The sequence below is a fragment of the Geobacillus sp. FSL K6-3411 genome (genome assembly GCF_037965715.1).
In the GTDB taxonomy this organism is placed as follows: domain Bacteria; phylum Bacillota; class Bacilli; order Bacillales; family Anoxybacillaceae; genus Geobacillus; species Geobacillus thermodenitrificans.
The window spans coordinates 1,810,667-1,828,210 of sequence record NZ_CP150187.1; the positions used below are offsets into that span (position 1 = coordinate 1,810,667).

Below are 17,544 nucleotides of genomic sequence, written 5' to 3' on the forward strand. Positions count from 1 at the left end.
ATTGGAATCGACCATGTTTAAAAGGTTGTGAACGGATATGCAGTTAACAAGCTATACCGAATACGCTTTGCGTGTCCTCTTGTTTTTAGGGACGCTTGATGAAGGAGAAAAAACCAACATTAAGGAAATTTCCACTGTATTTTCGCTGTCTGAGCATCATTTAAGCAAAATTGTCCATGAGCTCGGCAAGCTTGGCTACATCGAAACGATCCGTGGACGCAACGGTGGAATTCGCTTGGCGAAACGACCTGAGGAAATCATCGTTGGCGCGGTCGTTCGCGAGACAGAAGACAATTTGTCGCTTGTCGAATGCTTCGCTTCCCACGGCAATGAATGCATCCTCACGCCTGCGTGCCGGCTCCGTTTCGTGCTTCGCGAGGCGTTAGAGGCGTTTTTGCGTGTTCTGGATACGTATACGCTTGCCGATTTGCTGGAAAATCGCACATCGCTTCGTGCTTTGCTTAAGGAGCAGCGCGATGGATAAACACTCTCCGGCTGAATGCCGGGGAGTTTTATTTTGCCTGTTGACAGGCACACTATAAGCAAGCATAGCATCGCCGTACGGGATGGAGAAGTGATTGTCATACCCATACGATCGCACGATGGTTGCCTTGCAGACAGTGCTTTTTAGCTTCGCTGAGCGGTCGCAGACGATGTTTTTTATGCGCCGAGATGTTTATCGTTTGTTATCCGATTATTGGCCGACCGCTCCATGCGAAAGTGATTCTTTCCCGCGTCTATACGGAGGCAAAAACAGTCCGCCTGCTGCTTAGCAGGCACAAAAAACAAAGCCAGGTCTCCCATACAGGGGATGTCCATTCCCGCTCCTGGCTATGCCCTGCATCCTAGGTAACAAACCGATGGGTCCGGGTTTAGTGCCAGCAGGAAATGATATGCGTCATCTATACTTTGCGACGAACAATAGAAGCGGTCTTATCCAGATAGCGGTCACGCTTGGCGCTTTAGTGGATGATGAACACGAAAGGAGAAGGGAAAGATGCGAAAACGATGGATGCCGCTTGCTATCATTTGCACGTTATTGCTCAGCTTTTGCGCCAGCTGCGGCGGCCATAACGAGGAGCAGCCGGAAAAACGAAATCAATCATCGAACATGGGCGGTGGGATGAACACATCCGATACCGGCCGATAATCCCCTTTGTTTGCCACATTTCGCATAATATATTAAGATTAGAAAGGTGTGAGAAAATCTGCAAGACTAAGGAGGTAACAATGAAACACCAAGGAAACGCTTTGCCACCATATGTGCATTTGGACAATGGGGAGCTTTGGCTCACCGAAGATGACCGCGACAATTTAAAAATCAGCTATCGCATCAAAGAAGTAATCTTTGCCGAGCCGTCCGATTACCAGCATGTTATGATTTTGGATTCGTACGATTTTGGACGCATGCTTGTTCTTGACGGCGTCGTGCAAACGACTTCGATTGATGGCCATATTTATAACGAAATGATTACACACGTGCCGCTGCAGCTTCATCCAGAGGCAAAACAGGCGCTCATCATCGGCGGTGGCGACTGTGGAGCGGCTCGTGAAGCGGCCAAGTATGACCGTTTAGAGACGATCGAGATGGTCGAAATCGACGAAAAGGTCGTCCATGCATGCAAAGAACATTTACCGGCCGTCTCCGGCAACTTGTCTGATCCGCGCGTGAAGTTTATTTATGATGACGGCGTCGCGTTTGTACAAGGAAAAGAAGGCGTGTACGACGTCATTATGATCGACTCATCCGACCCAGTCGGCCCAGCCGAAGCGCTGTTTTCGTCGGAGTTTTATGCGAACGTGCACCGCGCGTTAAAAGAGGATGGGCTGATGGTGTGCCAAAGCCAGTCGCCGATTTTCCACCTAGATATTTTAAAGCGCACATACCGCAACATTCGTGAATTGTTCCCGCATGTGCTCGTGTATACGGCGGTCGTGCCGACATACCCGGGCGGAATGTGGAGCTTTACGATCGGCTCGAAACGGCCGCTAGATTTCCCGGCACAGACGACGATTCCAAACGATACGAAATACGTCAATGATGCCGTTTTCCGCCAATGTTTCTCCTTGCCGGAATTTTTGCGTTCGGCCCTGGAGGAGTAATGGTGCCAAAAAGAAGGGTGTCTCAAAAAAACAACGAGACACCCTCTTTTTTATATACACGTTAAATGATTTTGCTGTTCTATATAGGTGTTTAGCCGGCTCTTTGAATCCTCCCTTTTTGTGTTACCCGCATCTGATGCCTCCTCTTAGAGAAAGCTCTTTTATTGGTTGCTTGAGCCGCCTAGCGGGTGGTGAGATAGTGCTCGTTTAGCCAGCCATGCGAGCGTCAAGTCATCAGCGGGGGGGTTATGCAGCCCGGCGCGGATGTCGCGGTAATAGCGGCCGAGCGGATTGTCAGCAAACAAGCTTTGCCCGCCGACGATGCGCATCGCCATATCGACGACCTCGAGTGCTGTATTTGTGGCAACTAGCTTCGCGGCCGCCAGCTCCTCTTTCATCTCGGCTCGTTTATCCGGATAGCGATCCCATAAGTCAGCGATCGCGTACAGAAAATGGCGCGCGTGGGCAAGCCGCCATTCCATTTCGGCGATCTTTCGCTGCACTTCTGGCGTTGAAGCGATCGGATGGGACAATGTGTTCGGCTGATACGTCTGCGCGAAGCGGATCGCTTCATTGCGAGCCGCAATGGCGATGCCTAAGTAGCAAGCCGGAACGTGCAACAACCATCCTTGTGCTGGAGCGGTTTCATTCGACTTCCCGAGGATTTCCACAAGCGCATCCTTCTCGACTTCAACACCATCAAGGATGAGGTCGTCGCTACGCGTCGCCCGCATACCGAGCGTGTTCCATGTCGGCTCAATGCGCATGCCCGTAGCGGACATTGGGATGAGAAATTCACCGACTTCGCCGCTGTCTTCGATGGTGGCGGAAATCAATACGTAATCTAACGCCGGGGCCAACGAGGCAAACGATTTGCGCCCGCAGAGCATAAAGCGGCCATTGCGGAGGGCGGCTTTTGTTTCAGGTTTTCCGCCGCGCGCTGGGCTGCCGGTTGCCCGTTCGGAGTGGGCGCTGTTAATGAGCGCATGGCGTTTGACAACTTCTTCGGCCAAGCGGGCGAGCGTCGATTCCGGCCAGCGGCGGAGTAAAAACAGACGCATCAGAATGCTCGCGTGCCATCCGAACGACAAGGCGGTGGCGCCGCTGCCTTGAGCGAGCATTTCTTGCACAAGTACCAATTCATAAAGCGACGCCCCGTGGCCACCGTATTCGGTGGGAACCGTGAGCGAAAGAAATCCGGCTTCTTTTAAGTCAGCAAAATCAGCAAACGGGAACTCCGCCCGTTCGTCATAATCTGCCGCCCGCGCCGCAAAACGCTCAGCGAGGTGCCGAGCTTGTTCATACAGTTCCCGTTCCCGCTCGTTTCGCACGAGCAAATGATACAATTCGTTCATCGCTCTCCCCTTCTTTTGTTGTTAAGATGATTTCATTGTACCGGTTTTGATGAAGGGTGAAAACAAAAACGCTTAAACGCCCATCGATGCCCATGTCATCCTGAATTCGGGGAGATAAAAAATAGCCGTCTTGGTCTTCAGACGACCAGGACAGCAAAGAAAACCAAAACGAAGATTAAAAGAGAAAAAAATACCGAATATATCGATCATCGCCACGGTGAACAAACTCGTTTTTTGCTTCGTCATATTCGTATTCGTCTTGCCAGCGGCAGCCATCACGTGCAATTTGACGAACAGCATGAATAATCGTGTACACTTCTTCGTTTGTCATCGTCGGATGGAGCGATAAACGTACCCATCCTGGTTTGGCGAGGGCGTTGCCGCTTTTGACTTCCTCAAGCAAGGCAGCCGACTGTTCTTTGTCAATGCCAAGCAAGTAATGTCCGTACGGCCCGGCGCATGAGCAGCCGCCGCGCGCCTGAATGCCAAAGCGGTCGTTTAGCAGTTTGACGACAAGATTATAATGAAGTCCTTCGATTACAAACGAAACAATACCAAGCCGATCACTTCGATGCCCTTCTAGCACATGAACGCCGGGGATTTTCTGCAGCGCCGGCAGGAGAAGCGAAACGAGCTCTTTTTCCCGAGCGCGCATCTTCGCAATATTCATCTGTTCTTTCAGTTGAATGGCGAGCGCTGCTTTAATCGTTTGCCAAAACGGCGGTGTGCCCCCGTCTTCCCGTTCTTCAATCGCCTCTACGTACTCATAATGCCCCCATGGATCGGTCCAATACACCGTCCCACCGCCCGGATGATCCGGCGCATGCTGGCGGTAAAGGCGTCCGTCAAACACGAGCACGCCGGCACTCCCCGGCCCGCCAAGAAACTTATGCGGAGAAAAATAAATCGCATCAAGCTTTTCCATTGGATCATCCGGATGCATATCAATGCGGACGTACGGAGCGGAAGCGGCAAAATCAATGAAACAAAGCCCGCCGTATTCATGCATAAGTTTAGCTAGTTCATGGTATGGCGTCTCTAGGCCGGTGACGTTCGAGCAGGCAGTGAATGCACCGATTTTTTGCGGCCGATGGCGGTAGCGTTCAAGCAATTCGCGTAAATGGTCAAGGTCCACCTCGCCGCTAGCGGTCGGACGAACCGTTACGACCTCAGCGATCGTTTCGGCCCATGATAATAAATTCGAATGGTGCTCCATATGCGTGACAAAAACGACCGGTCGTTCGTCATTAGTAAGCGCCAGGCGCGATTTCCATTGTTCTGGCACACGCAAGCCAAGCAGGCGCTGCAGTTTGTTGACAGCGCTCGTCATGCCGGCTCCTTGCATGATCAACACATCGCCTCTCCCTGCGTGAACGTGCTGTTTGATAATTTCTTTCGCATATTGATACGCAAGCGTCATTTTCGTTCCGGTCACATTCGACTCCGTATGCGTGTTGCCGACAAACGGGCCGAGCTCGTGCACCATTTTTTCTTCAATCGGTCGGTATAACCGCCCGCTTGCTGTCCAATCGGCGTAAATGAGCCGCTGTTCACCAAATGGTGTAGAAAATGGGTGAAACCGGCCGATTGTTCCGTCGCGAAACGGCTGGAAGTGTGTCTCAAGCTCGCCGCGACATGTATATGTTGCGCTCCCGATCGTCGCGCGAATTGTCATGATCGTTCCTCCCTTTTCTGAGTCACCCTACTCATACCATATGTGGCCATTGGGCAGTTTGGTCCAGAGAAAACGAATGAAGACAAAAAAAACCGCCTTGTTGGCGGATGACACAATTCAAACGTTGTCATTGTTTTTTGCACCGAAGGGACGAACGGCCTCCTCGGCATCGGAGACGAGGTATTGCGCGAGCAACGCCCGCAAGTCATCAGGCAGCGGCTCACTCGCTTGTGTATGGAAATTGAAGTAAACGACCGCTGCTTCTCCGATGGCAATGAGTTTATTCGTCTCGTCTTCGATGATGCGGTGAATGCATTGAAAGCTTTTATGGCCGATGCGGGAAACGTTCGTCTCCACGCGAAGTCGCCGGCCAAAAAACCCTTGGTTGACAAAATCGCATTTCGCGGACGCCAAAATAAAGTGCCAATCACCAGTTTGTCCCCCGTAGCTCAATTCATCGAATAAACGAGTGCGTGCTTCTTCCAAATAAATGAAATAGCTAATATTGCTCAAATGTCCAAGCGCATCGGTTTCGCAAAAACGCGGGTTAACTGTAATCGTATGTGTTTTCATCGTTCTCCCTCTCCCCTTCTTTTTTGTCCCCGTTGTCCTTGAGGTCGTCCTTTTCACACCTTTGACAGAAGCTGATCAAGGGCGGCGAAGCTGCTTCTGGGAACAGTAGAAGCACCTGTGGGCAACCAAAGGCATTAGGAGGATTCCTAACGAATGAGTTCGTGTGGAGTGTTCATCAAACCATTTGACACTCCTTTTTTCGTGAAATCAAGCCCTAACGCTCGGTTACCGACTAGTCAGTATGTTGTTTTTATCATAGCTTGACTTGCTTATGGAATGCAACTGTTTTGTTTTCATTGATTATTTAGAACATGGTTTTATGTTATAAATGTTAGAAAAGAATGGGCCGGAACCTGCTCCTCCTAACCGGCCCAAAGCGGCAAAAATACGTATCCGGCAAGCGATAAACCAGCGCAAATAAGAGAGATGCGCAGTTTGTATTTGGCATAGCCCATTAAATCCATATCCATAATTGCTGCGGTCGTAATCGTTGTATCGCCAAGCGGCGAAGCGAATGCCCCGAACGTTCCACTTGCAAACACGGCGCCGACCGTCATCTCAAGCGGCGCTCCGGTCGCATGGGCAAGCGTGACGCCAAGCGGCATAAAAATGCCCCATGTCCCCCATGACGATCCGATAAAATAAGACAGAAACGAACCGGCTAAAAACACCGCCGCCGGCACGAACGGCCCCGGAATCCACGTGCCGAACGTCGATGCCACGTAAGTGGTAAATCCGAGCTCACCCGCCACCGCCGATACAGCCCAAACGAGAATCAACATGCCGATCGGCGCCATGAGCTCGTTGCCTCCGGCAAAAAAATGATAAATCAGCTCCGAGAGCGACTGCCTGCGCCACAAATAAAACACCATCGACAAAAGAATCGTCACAAACAGTGCCAGCAACATCGCCCATGTCGCATCGGCTTCGGAAAACGCCTCAAGCCAATCACTTGCCCCGCGTTGCCGTCCGTCATAGACAAAAAAGGCAAACGTCAATCCAAGCAACAACGCTAACGGCACGAAGAGATGAAGCGGCTCTCCGGCGATCAGTGCCAGTTCTTTGCGCAGCCCGAGACCGTGCAATTCATTCGTTTCCCCTTCCCCTTTTTTCGCCCGCGGTTTACCAATCCGAATGTTCAACATCGTCGTCAACAACCCGACAATAAGAGCGATGATGGCAAACAAGTTGTACGGCAAGCTACGCAAAAAGATATCATATGCCGATTCACCAATATCGTTTTGTGCCAGCGCTGCCGCCACGACCGAAGTCATAAAACCGACAAACGCCGTCGCTGCCGGCAAAAGCACGATAATCGGCTCGGTCGAAACATCGATGATGTACGCCATGCGGCGGCGGTCGATGCGAAACTGGCGAAGCACGGCTTTCATCACTGGACCAAGCAGCATAATGCGGAACATCGGCATGAAAAACGTCACTGGCACCGTCAGCCAAACAAATAAAAGCAGTCCACGCTTCGTGCGAATGCGCCCGGAAAGCCTCTCGACGAATCCTTTGACCCCGCCGGTAATTTGCATCATGCCGACAAGCGAACCGAACAAATAGAGAAACGCAGCGACTTTTATATGTTCAAGATCGCTGAGAGAACGAAGAATGGCGGAAACAGCCCGCTCGATAGCACCAATGACCGACTGTTCCAGACAGAGCGCCCCTACGAGCAGGCCGACCACCAACCCAGGCAAAATTTCTTTCAGCCAAATAGCAAGTGGAATGATGAGAAGAAAAGGCAATAGCGACCACCATGTTCCTTCCACGTCGGCGTCCCCCTTTCTGATGCCGCTGTTAACAAGGATAGCCATAACTGTGATTGTTTATGATTTTAATTGATTATTTAGAACATAGTTTTATTTTTTATCAAAACAAACAATAAAAAAACGCCGCGTCGTAAGACGCAGCGTGGCATCAAAACGTATCCGTCACCGCCTAATCTAATCACACACGGTCGGGCTCTGTCATTTCCGACGCGCGAAATCGACAAACCGGAACTTGTCAAGTCGGTGCCGCGATTCCGTGTATTGGAACAAGGTGGCGTCGTTTAAATAGACGTAGTTTCTAACGACGACGACGCGGTCATCGCCATTGAGATCCAAATAGCGACGGTCTTCCTCGGTTGCCTCATCGACGGACATTTCTTTTTTCGCAAAGCTGATCGGCAAATGCAGTTTGGTTTCTAAGTATTCATAAATCGAGTCTTCACAAATCTCTTTTGTCAACAGCGGGACGTTCTTTTTTAAGAAAAAGTCTTTATCTAAAATAATCCGCTCCCCGTCAATTTCACGGACACGCACGACTTTCCACACATCATCTTTGCTTGTTGCACGCAGTTGCTGTTTAAGCTCAGCATCCGGTTTGATCAGTTCCAGTTCATGGACGATCGTCCGCACCGGCTGTTTCATCGTTTGCGCCAGTTCTTTAAAGCTGACCAACCCGGAGACGGGAAAGGCGTATCTACCAACATCAAGCACGATCGACCCTTTTCCTTTCATTTTTTGAATATACCCGTGTTCGGACAATAAATTGAGCGCCTTACGGATCGTCTCGCGCGATGTCTTGTACCGAACAGCCAGCTCATTTTCTGACGGCAACTTATCGTACGCCTTCCATTCCCCGTCGCGGATGCGGGAAGCAAGATCGTGATAAATAGCTAAATATTTGTTTTCATGCATCATCATCACCGTCTGTATTGTATCATGGACGGCGCAGAAGATAAACAACCGATTCGTACGGACGTAGCGCCATACGACGGAAATCGGCCGGTGCGTCCGGATAATTGGCGATCAACAATTCACCCGTATAGTCATTCGCTTCTGCTTCTTCCGGCAGCGTAAACGTCGTTTCCACCGGGTAAAAGTTGTTGACGACAAGCAGCTTTTCCCCATCACCATGACGCATATAGGCGAAGAGATGCGGATCATCGGCAAGGAGCAGCTCATAACGGCCAGTCGTAATAATGTCATACTGCTTGCGCAGCTCAATGAGCCGCTTATAGTGATAAAAAATCGAATCACGATCGGCCAGTGCCTGCTTCACGTTAATGTGCCGATAATTATCGGCAACGCGAATCCACGGCGTCCCGGATGTAAACCCAGCGTGCAAGCTGTCGTCCCATTGCATCGGCGTGCGCGAATTGTCGCGCGATTTCCGCCGCAAAATCTCGAGTACTTCTTGCTCACTTTTGCCTTGCTCTTGCAAGATCCGGTACATATTGAGCGACTCCACGTCGCGATAGTCGCCAATATCGTTGAATTTCGGGTCGGTCATGCCGATTTCTTCGCCCTGATAAATGTATGGCGTCCCTTGCATGAGATGAATCGTCGTCGCCAGCATCTTCGCTGATTCTTTCCAATACTCCCCATCATCACCGTAGCGCGACACGATGCGCGGTTGGTCGTGGTTGCACCAAAAGAGCGCATTCCATCCTCCGCCTTCGTGCATTCGCACTTGCCACTCCGACAAAATGCGTTTTAAAGCGAGAAAATCAAACGGAGCGACGGCCCATTTTTCCCCGTTTGGGTAATCGACTTTCAAGTGATGGAAATTAAACGTCATGTTCAGCTCGTTATTTTCCGGATTCGTGTAACGGATGCAATGATCGATCGTCGTCGACGACATTTCTCCCACTGTCATGACGTCATATTTCGAAAACACTTCCCGGTTCATTTCTTGTAAAAATTCATGGATGCGCGGCCCATCCGTATAGAAGCGGCGCCCATCCCCCGGTGGAATCGAGCCGTCATCGTCTGGGAAATGTTGGTCTTTGGACAACAAGTTGATGACATCCAATCGGAAGCCGTCGACCCCTTTTTTCAGCCAAAAATGCATCATGTCATAAATGCGGCGGCGCAGCTCTTCGTTTTCCCAGTTCAAGTCGGCTTGTGTCACATCGAACAAATGCAAATAATATTGCCCGGTTTGTTCATCGTATTCCCACGCCGAACCGCCGAATTTCGACTGCCAGTTGTTCGGAGCGCTACCGTCCGCCTTCGGGTCGCGCCAAATGTAAAAATGACGGTACGGGTTCGTTTTCGATGTGCTCGCTTGCTTGAACCATTCATGGTCAGTCGACGTATGGTTGACGACCATATCCATGACAAGCTTCATGCCGCGCGCATGCACTTCCTCAAGCAACCGGTCAAAATCATCCATTGTTCCGTACTCGTGATGAATGGCGAAATAATCGCTAATGTCGTAGCCGTTATCGCGCTGCGGCGAAGCGTAAATTGGCGTCAGCCAAATGACATCGACGCCCAGTTCTTTCAAGTAATCGAGCTTTTCGATGATGCCCGGCAAATCGCCGATACCATCCCCATTCGTATCACGGAAACTCTTCGGATAAATTTGATAAACAACCGCCTTTTTCCACCACGTTGTTGTTGACACGTTTCTTCACCTCGTTTGTTGACTTCGACAATGAATGAAAAACATACCATTGGCGTTGGCAGCCAATGGTATGTCAGCGAATGCATCATTACCTCAATAAATGTGAACCATTAGCGTGCCACTTTGCGCACTTTGCCGAAAACAAATGTCAGCACAAACGGCACTACAATGGCAATCGCCATCCCGATAAAGAACGGGACCCATTTCTGTGGCACGATCGACAAGAAGCCCGGCAGACCGCCGACGCCGATCGATGGAGCAAGGACTTTATTGAGTGTGATAAACATGCCGGCAATCGCTGCCCCTGTCATCGCTGCAATAAACGGGAATCGGAAGCGCAAGTTGACCCCGAACATCGCCGGCTCGGTAATGCCGAGATAGGCCGAAACCGCTGAAGTGAACGACAATCCGCGCAGCTTTTCGTCTTTTGCGACAAACATCATCGCTAATGCCGCAGAGCCTTGAGCGATATTCGACATGACTAAAATCGGCCATAAGAACGTGCCGCCCGTGCTAGCAATCAGCTGCAAATCAACCGGCAAGAACGTATGGTGCATCCCGGTAACGACAAGCGGCGCATACAGCGCTCCATACAGCAAACCACCAATGGCTGGAACGTTGTCAAAAATTCCGACAAACAAGTTCGTAATCGCGTTCCCGATCGCGAACGTGATCGGTCCGATGGCGATAAACGCCAAGAAACCTGTCACGAGCAAGGCAAGCGGTGCGACAAGCAACAGTTGAAACGCATCCGGAATGCGGTTGCGCAAAAACAGCTCGATCTTCGCCAATACGTACGAAGCAACTAACACAGGCAGCACTTGCCCTTGATAGCCGACTTTTTGCACATCAAACCCGAATAAGTTCCAAACTGGGATTTCTCCTTCTTGTTTTGCTGCTCCCCAGCCCCAAGCATTCAGCAAATCCGGGTGGACGAGCATCAAGCCAAGAACAATCCCCAACAGCGGACTGCCTCCGAATTTTGTCACCGCCGACCAACCGATCAACCCCGGCAGGAAGACAAACGCCGTATTGGCGATCAAGTTGATCATATTCGCCAAATCTGCCCATTCTTGATGCACATCGACAAACGATTTCCCCTCATAAAAAATGTCTGGACCGGTCAAAACGTTATTAATTCCCATTAACAGACCAGCTGTGACGATCGCCGGCAAAATCGGGATAAAAATGTCAGCGAGCGTCTTAATGGCGCGTTGCAGCGGATTGAGCTTCGCTTCCGCCGCATCTTTAATTTCCTGTTTCGTCGCCCGGCCAATGCCAGTCAACTCAACGAGTTCGTTATACACTTTATCAACGAGCCCTTGACCGATGACAACTTGAAACTGGCCGTTTGCCGAAAACGACCCTTTCACTACATCAATGCGTTCAAGCGCTTCTTTATCCACTTTTCCTTCGTCTTTGAGCGCAAACCGGAGCCGTGTCACACAATGTGTGGCGGCGACGATGTTCTCTTTGCCGCCGATGGCCTCAACGATTTGTGCAGCTGCTTGTGCATATGCCCCCATTATGAATGCCTCCTTTTTCTTTCTCTCGCTTTCAATTGCGTTAAATCGCTTTCAGCAACCGGTTGCAAAAAACTTGTATATACATCCTGAACTCATTCTATCTTGTATATACAAGTTTGTCAACGTCTTTTTTCGATAAGAATTTACACGATTCGACAAAGATTGTTTGTTTTTTGCTAACTTCCACTTCTTTTGTTATGTTTTGTCAGACAGCAGGAAAATAAACTGTGGAGTGGGAAAATAAAACATAGCCATCATAAATGTGGAAAGAAAGGATGAGGGGAACGCCATGAAGACATATACACTCCGCGAAGCAGCGAAAAAAATCGGGGTCACAGCCCGCGACTTGAAACAATGGGAAAAACAATTTGCCCAATGGATTACAATCCCTCGCACCTCCCAAGGGGCACGCATTTACACCGAAGAGCTTATCAACCAGTTCCGCCATATCCGAACACTGCTCGCTGACGGTCGCCGCCCGCACGAGATCATTGCGGAATTGAAACAAGCGAACGAACCGTCCGCTCCCCCGGAATCTGCGGTCATGGAAGGGGAAATTATCGATGTTCCCCGCTTGCTGCGCCATGGCGCCCCATACATAGCCGAGCAGCTGGCTGCCCGCATGAAAGACGACATCGTCGACGCTCTGAAGCAGGAAACGGTCGCTGTCGTGCGCCAGGCGATGGATGAAGTAAGAGGGAAGCTTGATGATATCGGGGAGCAAACGACGTCAGCTGCTGAAACAGTGCGCCGCTCACTTCATGATTACAAAGAAGCTTGGCAACAAAAAACCGAGCAACTGCATGAACATTTGGAAACGGTCGTCGCATTTTGTCACGAGGAAAAGACAAGGCAGGAAGAAGAGCGAAAACAGCTCGAACAGCGCATTTTAGAGCGGGAGAAAGCGTTCCGCGAACTTGTTCTTTCCTTCCGTCAAACAGCGACAAGCGCCGTGGCCGCCCGAACCCGGACGAACAAATGGTGGAAGTTTTGGTGAAGGAACGAGTAGAGGATGTGCTTCTCCCCTTTTTAAGGGGGAGGAAACACGATGATTATCAACGAACTTGGGGCTGACCCAAAACAAAAGTACGTTTTGGGATCAGCCCCAATTCTTGCAAATTGATGTGAACCACTTTTACAAGTCTGTATCTTGTCTCTCTTTTGAAGACAGATGGCCTTTTGCATGGACTCCTTTTTCGCTCGAATTCACAAGAGCTGAACGGCTTCGTTTGACATGCCGATCTTGCTTATTACATCTGTTTTCCCTTACAAGTTTGCTACGAACCGTCAATGAATCCCCGCCTAGTACAAGTTTGACCAATCGTCGGCCCTCAGTTCAACCGACAGCGGCTCACCTTATGGATAGCGGATTCTTGGCGTTTCCCCCTCATTCCTCTTCCCCTTTTCCTAACAACTTCTCTGGCTCTTTCCAAACGTCGATCACCATCCCGGCTTCGTCGGTATCGATGAGGAATGAACCAGTGCCGTAGCGATCGGTCAAGCGGAGTGAAGCAACATCGACCGTTTCGGCGACCCCTTTTTCCGTCCGCATTCCGATCATTTCTTCACCATCATTAGTCATGACGGCTCCGACGATTCGGTGCGGGTTGGATTTCACCTCGCGCACAATCATCACTCCACGTCTCGCGCGCGATGTCGGTTCGAATTCGCTAAGAGCCATTTTTTTCACCGCTCCGCGCTGTGTCACGACAATGAGAGAACCGCTCTCTTCAGGACGAATCGGGCAGACCGCGGCAACAAAATCGCCCTCTTTAAGTTGAATGCCTTTCACCCCGGTGGCACGCACGCCGACCAAACTGATTTCCTCTTCAGCAAACAAGAGCGCATAGCCATCATGCGTCGCCATCCAAATAAGGCCGCGGCCGTCGGTCGCGTAGACGGCGATCACCTGATCATCGCCTTTTAGATTGACTGCCACAAGCGGGCGTGTATAGCGCTGCACTTGGTACTGCGAAAGCTCCGTCCGCTTTACCATCCCATGCTTTGTCACAAAGACAAGCTGCTCATTCGTTTCAAAAGAGGAAACCGGAACAACCGCAACAAGTTCATCATCGCGCTCGATCGGAATGAGGCTTGAAATATGCTGGCCAACGTCTTTCCAGCGAATGTCCGGCAACGTGTGCACCGGGCAATACAAATAATATCCCCGGCGGGTGAACAACAAGAGTACATCCGTCGTGTTCATCTCTAACTGGGCGAGCAATCGGTCTGTCTCTTTCATCCCGATGTCCTGGCCGTTGGACGCACTGTAAGAACGGTAGCTCGTTCGTTTCACATATCCTTCTTTTGTCACCGTCACGATGACATCTTCCGCTGGAATGAGTGCTTCGACGTTGACTTTCAGCTCCTCAATCTCCTCTTCAATGACCGTTCGCCGTTCATCAGCGTATTGCTTTTTCATCGACTTCAACTCTTTTTTAATGACCGCAAGAAGCTTTTTCTCATCAGCTAGAATCGCGGTCAGCTCGGCGATCGTTTTGTCGAGCCCTTCCGCCTCTTGACGGAGTGCCGTAATGTCCGTATTCGTCAACCGATACAGCTGAAGCGTCACGATCGCCTCCGCCTGCGCCTCGGTAAATCCGTAGTTAGCAATCAGCCGGTCTTTGGCGTCCCGCTTGTCGCTTGAGGCGCGAATCGTCGCGATCACCTCGTCCAAAATGGAAAGCGCCTTAATTAAACCATCAACAATATGTTTCCGCTCATTCGCTTTTTTCAGTTCAAAATGAGAACGGTTCGTGACGACGTCTTTCCGATGAGCGATATAGGCGTCAAGCAGCTCCGGCAAGCTCATCAATTTCGGCCGGCGCTCGTGAATCGCCACCATATTGAAGCTGTACGGCACTTGCAAGTCAGTATTCTTGTATAAATAGTTGAGAATCGCTTCCGCATCCGCATCTTTTTTCAGTTCAATCACGATCGACAGCCCGTTCCGGTCCGTTTCGTCACGGACATCAGCGATGCCATCCAGCTTTTTGTCCAAGCGAAGCTCATCGATTTTTTTTACTAAGTTGGCTTTGTTCACTTCATAAGGCAACTCGGTAATCACGATATGCCGTTTTCCGCCTTTTGCCTGCTCGATCGTCGCTTTGGCGCGGATGATGATTTTTCCGCGACCGGTCTCGTACGCCTTGCGAATGCCGTCCTTCCCTTGGATAATGCCGCCGGTCGGAAAATCGGGACCGGGAAGAACCGTCATCAAGTCATCGACGGTGCAATTCGGCCGGTCGATTCGCAATAAGACGGCATCGATGACTTCACCGAGCGCATGCGGCGGAATGTCGGTCGCATAGCCAGCCGAAATACCGGTCGAACCGTTTACGAGCAGGTTCGGAAACATTGCCGGCAAGACAGTCGGCTCGTTCGTCGTATCATCAAAGTTCGGCACAAAGGCGACCGTTTCTTTGTCAATGTCGCGAAGCAGCTCGGCGGCGATGGCTGACAGGCGCGCCTCCGTGTAACGCATCGCCGCCGGCGGATCGCCGTCCAAGCTCCCGTTGTTGCCGTGCATTTCGATAAGCACGTTACGTAGCTTCCAGTCTTGGCTCATCCGCACCATCGCCTCATACACTGACGAATCGCCATGCGGATGGAAGTTGCCGATCACGTTCCCGACTGTTTTTGCCGCTTTGCGAAACGGCTTATCGGCCGTATTGCCATCGACGTACATGGCATATAAAATGCGGCGCTGCACCGGCTTTAACCCGTCACGCGCATCAGGCAGCGCCCGGTCTTGGATGATATATTTACTGTAGCGGCCAAAGCGGTCGCCAAGCACATCCTCTAAAGGCAATTCCAACAATCGTTCTGCCATCATCATTCTCCTTTCACAACGAACTTCAGCGGCAAAAAGGCGGCTTGCCTCAAGCCGCCATCAGCCGATCCAACCTGGCTCTTCTTCGAGTCCAAAGGCGACGTGCGTTTCGATCCATTTGCGGCGCGGCTCGACTTTGTCACCCATGAGCGTCGTCACCCGACGCTCGGCGCGGGCGGCGTCTTCGATGCGTACGCGAATTAACGTGCGCGTCTCTGGGTTCATCGTCGTTTCCCACAGCTGATCGGCGTTCATTTCACCAAGCCCTTTGTAGCGCTGAATCGTATAGCCGCGCCCCATTTTTTTCGTGATCTCCCTAAGCTGCTCATCCGTCCACGCATACTCCACTGTTTCCTTTTTGCCGCTTCCTTTACTGATTTTGTAAAGCGGTGGCAAGGCAATGTATACTTTCCCTGCTTCAATAAGCGGACGCATATAGCGATAAAAAAACGTGAGCAGGAGCACTTGAATATGGGCGCCGTCCGTGTCGGCGTCTGTCATGATGATCACTTTGTCGTAGTTAATGTCCTCAAGCGAAAAATCAGCGCCGACACCGCCGCCAATGGCATGAATGATCGTATTGATTTCCTCATTTTTTAAAATATCGCCAAGCTTCGCTTTTTCAGTGTTAATGACTTTCCCGCGCAGCGGCAGCACCGCCTGAAAACGGCGGTCACGCCCTTGCTTCGCCGAGCCGCCCGCTGAGTCGCCTTCGACCAAATACAGCTCGTTTTTTTGCGGATTGCGCCCTTGTGCCGGCGTCAACTTGCCGCTTAAAAGTGCCTCTTTTCCTTTCCGCTTTTTGCCGCTTCGCGCTTCCTCGCGCGCTTTGCGGGCCGCTTCACGCGCTTGATACGCCCGGATCGCCTTTTTAATGAGCATCGCACTCACATCTGGGTTTTCTTGCAAAAAGTAGGTCAACTGTTCAGACACGACCGCATCAACAGCCGAACGCGCCTCGCTCGTCCCAAGTTTGCCTTTTGTCTGTCCTTCAAACTGCAACAAATGCTCCGGAATGCGCACCGAGACAATCGCTGACATCCCTTCACGAATATCAGTTCCTTCAAGGTTTTTATCCTTTTCTTTTAATAAGCCGACACGGCGCGCATATTCGTTAAAGACGCGTGTCATCGCCGTTTTCGCCCCGGCTTCGTGCGTGCCTCCGTCTTTTGTGCGCACATTGTTGACAAACGACAAGACGTTTTCCGAGTAGCCGTCATGAAATTGAAACGCAAACTCGACTTCAATGCCGTTTTGCTCGCCGGCAAAATAGGCGACCGGATGGAGCACGTCTTTTTCTTCATTCAAATAGGCAACAAACGCTTCAATCCCGTTTTCGTAATGAAACACCTCGCGCATGCCGGTCCGTTCATCGACAAGTTCGATTTTCAGCCCTTTTAATAAAAACGCCGATTCGCGCAGCCGTTCGCTTAACGTTTCATAATCGAACACCGTTGTGCTGAAAATCGTCGGGTCAGGCTTAAATTGAATGATTGTCCCCGTTTTGTTTGTCGTTCCGATGTTTTCAAGCGTCGTCACCGGCTTGCCGCCGTTCTCAAACCGTTGCCGATAGATAAAGCCGTCGCGATGAATCGTGACAACAAGCCATTCGGATAGGGCGTTGACGACTGATGCCCCGACCCCGTGCAAACCACCGCTCGTTTTATACCCGCCTTGACCGAACTTACCGCCGGCATGCAGCACAGTCAAAATCACTTCCGGCGTCGGTTTGCCGAGCTTATGCATTCCGACCGGCATGCCGCGCCCTTCGTCCAAAACGGTGACACTGTTATCTTTATGTATTTGAACAAGAATGTAATTTCCGTATCCAGCCAATGCCTCGTCAACGGAGTTGTCGACAATTTCATAGACAAGATGATGCAGGCCGCGGCTGTCAGTGCTGCCGATGTACATGCCCGGCCGCTTTCTCACCGCCTCAAGCCCTTCTAATACTTGAATCGCATCTTCGTTATATTCGTATACCGTTCGTTTTGCCACAAGGCCACCCCTTCCTGCCAAAACAAGAACATCTGTTTCTGTTTTATTGTACCATAAAATACCCGGCTGTCCATTGTCTTT

At 50.8% G+C, this 17,544-nt stretch carries 14 protein-coding genes; 5 read left to right on the plus strand and 9 right to left on the minus strand.

What is annotated here, in order from left to right; all coding sequences use genetic code 11:
* Positions 1–37: 37 nt before the first annotated feature.
* From nsrR to speE, 4 genes are all read left to right on the plus strand, one after another.
* Positions 38–484 carry a nitric oxide-sensing transcriptional repressor NsrR gene (gene nsrR, locus NSQ22_RS09230; protein ID WP_339264585.1) on the plus strand — a complete coding sequence of 149 codons (447 nt, stop codon included), beginning with the start codon at positions 38–40 and terminating at the stop codon, positions 482–484.
* A gap of 94 nt (positions 485–578) precedes the next feature.
* A complete protein-coding gene (locus tag NSQ22_RS09235; RefSeq protein ID WP_339264587.1) occupies positions 579–773 on the plus strand; it encodes a hypothetical protein in 195 nt (64 codons plus the stop codon).
* A 224-nt stretch (positions 774–997) separates the two neighbouring features.
* Positions 998–1,150 carry a hypothetical protein gene (locus NSQ22_RS09240; RefSeq protein ID WP_327054375.1) on the plus strand — a complete coding sequence of 51 codons (153 nt, stop codon included), beginning with the start codon at positions 998–1,000 and terminating at the stop codon, positions 1,148–1,150.
* Positions 1,151–1,230: 80 nt separating this feature from the next.
* Positions 1,231–2,103, plus strand: a complete 873-nt coding sequence (speE, locus tag NSQ22_RS09245; protein ID WP_008881848.1) for a polyamine aminopropyltransferase — start codon at positions 1,231–1,233, stop codon at positions 2,101–2,103.
* 161 nt (positions 2,104–2,264) lie between these two features.
* On the opposite strand, the gene NSQ22_RS09250 is transcribed toward speE, so the two are convergent.
* From NSQ22_RS09250 to treP, 7 genes are all read right to left on the minus strand, one after another.
* Positions 2,265–3,458, minus strand: a complete 1,194-nt coding sequence (locus NSQ22_RS09250) for an acyl-CoA dehydrogenase family protein (protein WP_029761307.1) — start codon at positions 3,456–3,458, stop codon at positions 2,265–2,267.
* Positions 3,459–3,633: 175 nt separating this feature from the next.
* Positions 3,634–5,133 (minus strand): aminotransferase class V-fold PLP-dependent enzyme, encoded by a 1,500-nt coding sequence (locus NSQ22_RS09255; protein ID WP_060475861.1) that lies wholly within the window; start codon positions 5,131–5,133, stop codon positions 3,634–3,636.
* Positions 5,134–5,250: 117 nt separating this feature from the next.
* Positions 5,251–5,706, minus strand: a complete 456-nt coding sequence (locus tag NSQ22_RS09260) for a thioesterase family protein (protein WP_008881843.1) — start codon at positions 5,704–5,706, stop codon at positions 5,251–5,253.
* Positions 5,707–6,068: 362 nt separating this feature from the next.
* Positions 6,069–7,481 carry a Na+/H+ antiporter NhaC family protein gene (locus NSQ22_RS09265; protein ID WP_327054378.1) on the minus strand — a complete coding sequence of 471 codons (1,413 nt, stop codon included), beginning with the start codon at positions 7,479–7,481 and terminating at the stop codon, positions 6,069–6,071.
* Between the two features lie 198 nt (positions 7,482–7,679).
* Complete coding sequence (gene treR, locus NSQ22_RS09270; protein ID WP_011887441.1) at positions 7,680–8,393, minus strand: trehalose operon repressor; 714 nt, start codon at positions 8,391–8,393, stop codon at positions 7,680–7,682.
* Between the two features lie 22 nt (positions 8,394–8,415).
* A complete protein-coding gene (treC, locus tag NSQ22_RS09275; RefSeq protein WP_327054379.1) occupies positions 8,416–10,107 on the minus strand; it encodes an alpha,alpha-phosphotrehalase in 1,692 nt (563 codons plus the stop codon).
* Between the two features lie 110 nt (positions 10,108–10,217).
* Positions 10,218–11,633, minus strand: a complete 1,416-nt coding sequence (gene treP / locus NSQ22_RS09280) for a PTS system trehalose-specific EIIBC component (protein WP_008881839.1) — start codon at positions 11,631–11,633, stop codon at positions 10,218–10,220.
* A 289-nt stretch (positions 11,634–11,922) separates the two neighbouring features.
* On the opposite strand from treP, the gene NSQ22_RS09285 reads away from it, so the two are divergent.
* Entirely contained in the window at positions 11,923–12,630 is a 708-nt protein-coding gene (locus NSQ22_RS09285) for a MerR family transcriptional regulator (protein WP_008881838.1), read from the plus strand.
* A 390-nt stretch (positions 12,631–13,020) separates the two neighbouring features.
* Here NSQ22_RS09285 and parC read toward each other — a convergent pair whose 3' ends face one another.
* Together parC and parE are read right to left on the minus strand one after the other, a co-directional pair.
* Positions 13,021–15,465: a DNA topoisomerase IV subunit A gene (gene parC, locus NSQ22_RS09290; protein WP_339263340.1), complete on the minus strand. Its 2,445-nt coding sequence runs from the start codon at positions 15,463–15,465 to the stop codon at positions 13,021–13,023.
* Positions 15,466–15,525: 60 nt separating this feature from the next.
* On the minus strand, positions 15,526–17,463 hold the full coding sequence (gene parE / locus NSQ22_RS09295) for a DNA topoisomerase IV subunit B (RefSeq protein ID WP_327054380.1): 1,938 nt from the start codon (positions 17,461–17,463) through the stop codon (positions 15,526–15,528).
* Positions 17,464–17,544: the final 81 nt, after the last annotated feature.

Excerpts from the sequence above, each read along its gene's own strand:
- nsrR (WP_339264585.1), top strand. The coding sequence starts at position 38 with ATGCAGTTAACAAGCTATACCGAATACGCTTTGCGTGTCCTCTTGTTT.
- NSQ22_RS09240 (WP_327054375.1), top strand. The coding sequence starts at position 998 with ATGCGAAAACGATGGATGCCGCTTGCTATCATTTGCACGTTATTGCTC.
- speE (WP_008881848.1), top strand. The coding sequence starts at position 1,231 with ATGAAACACCAAGGAAACGCTTTGCCACCATATGTGCATTTGGACAAT.
- NSQ22_RS09250 (WP_029761307.1), bottom strand. The coding sequence starts at position 3,458 with ATGAACGAATTGTATCATTTGCTCGTGCGAAACGAGCGGGAACGGGAA.
- NSQ22_RS09255 (WP_060475861.1), bottom strand. The coding sequence starts at position 5,133 with ATGACAATTCGCGCGACGATCGGGAGCGCAACATATACATGTCGCGGC.
- NSQ22_RS09260 (WP_008881843.1), bottom strand. The coding sequence starts at position 5,706 with ATGAAAACACATACGATTACAGTTAACCCGCGTTTTTGCGAAACCGAT.
- treR (WP_011887441.1), bottom strand. The coding sequence starts at position 8,393 with ATGCATGAAAACAAATATTTAGCTATTTATCACGATCTTGCTTCCCGC.
- treP (WP_008881839.1), bottom strand. The coding sequence starts at position 11,633 with ATGGGGGCATATGCACAAGCAGCTGCACAAATCGTTGAGGCCATCGGC.
- NSQ22_RS09285 (WP_008881838.1), top strand. The coding sequence starts at position 11,923 with ATGAAGACATATACACTCCGCGAAGCAGCGAAAAAAATCGGGGTCACA.
- parC (WP_339263340.1), bottom strand. The coding sequence starts at position 15,465 with ATGGCAGAACGATTGTTGGAATTGCCTTTAGAGGATGTGCTTGGCGAC.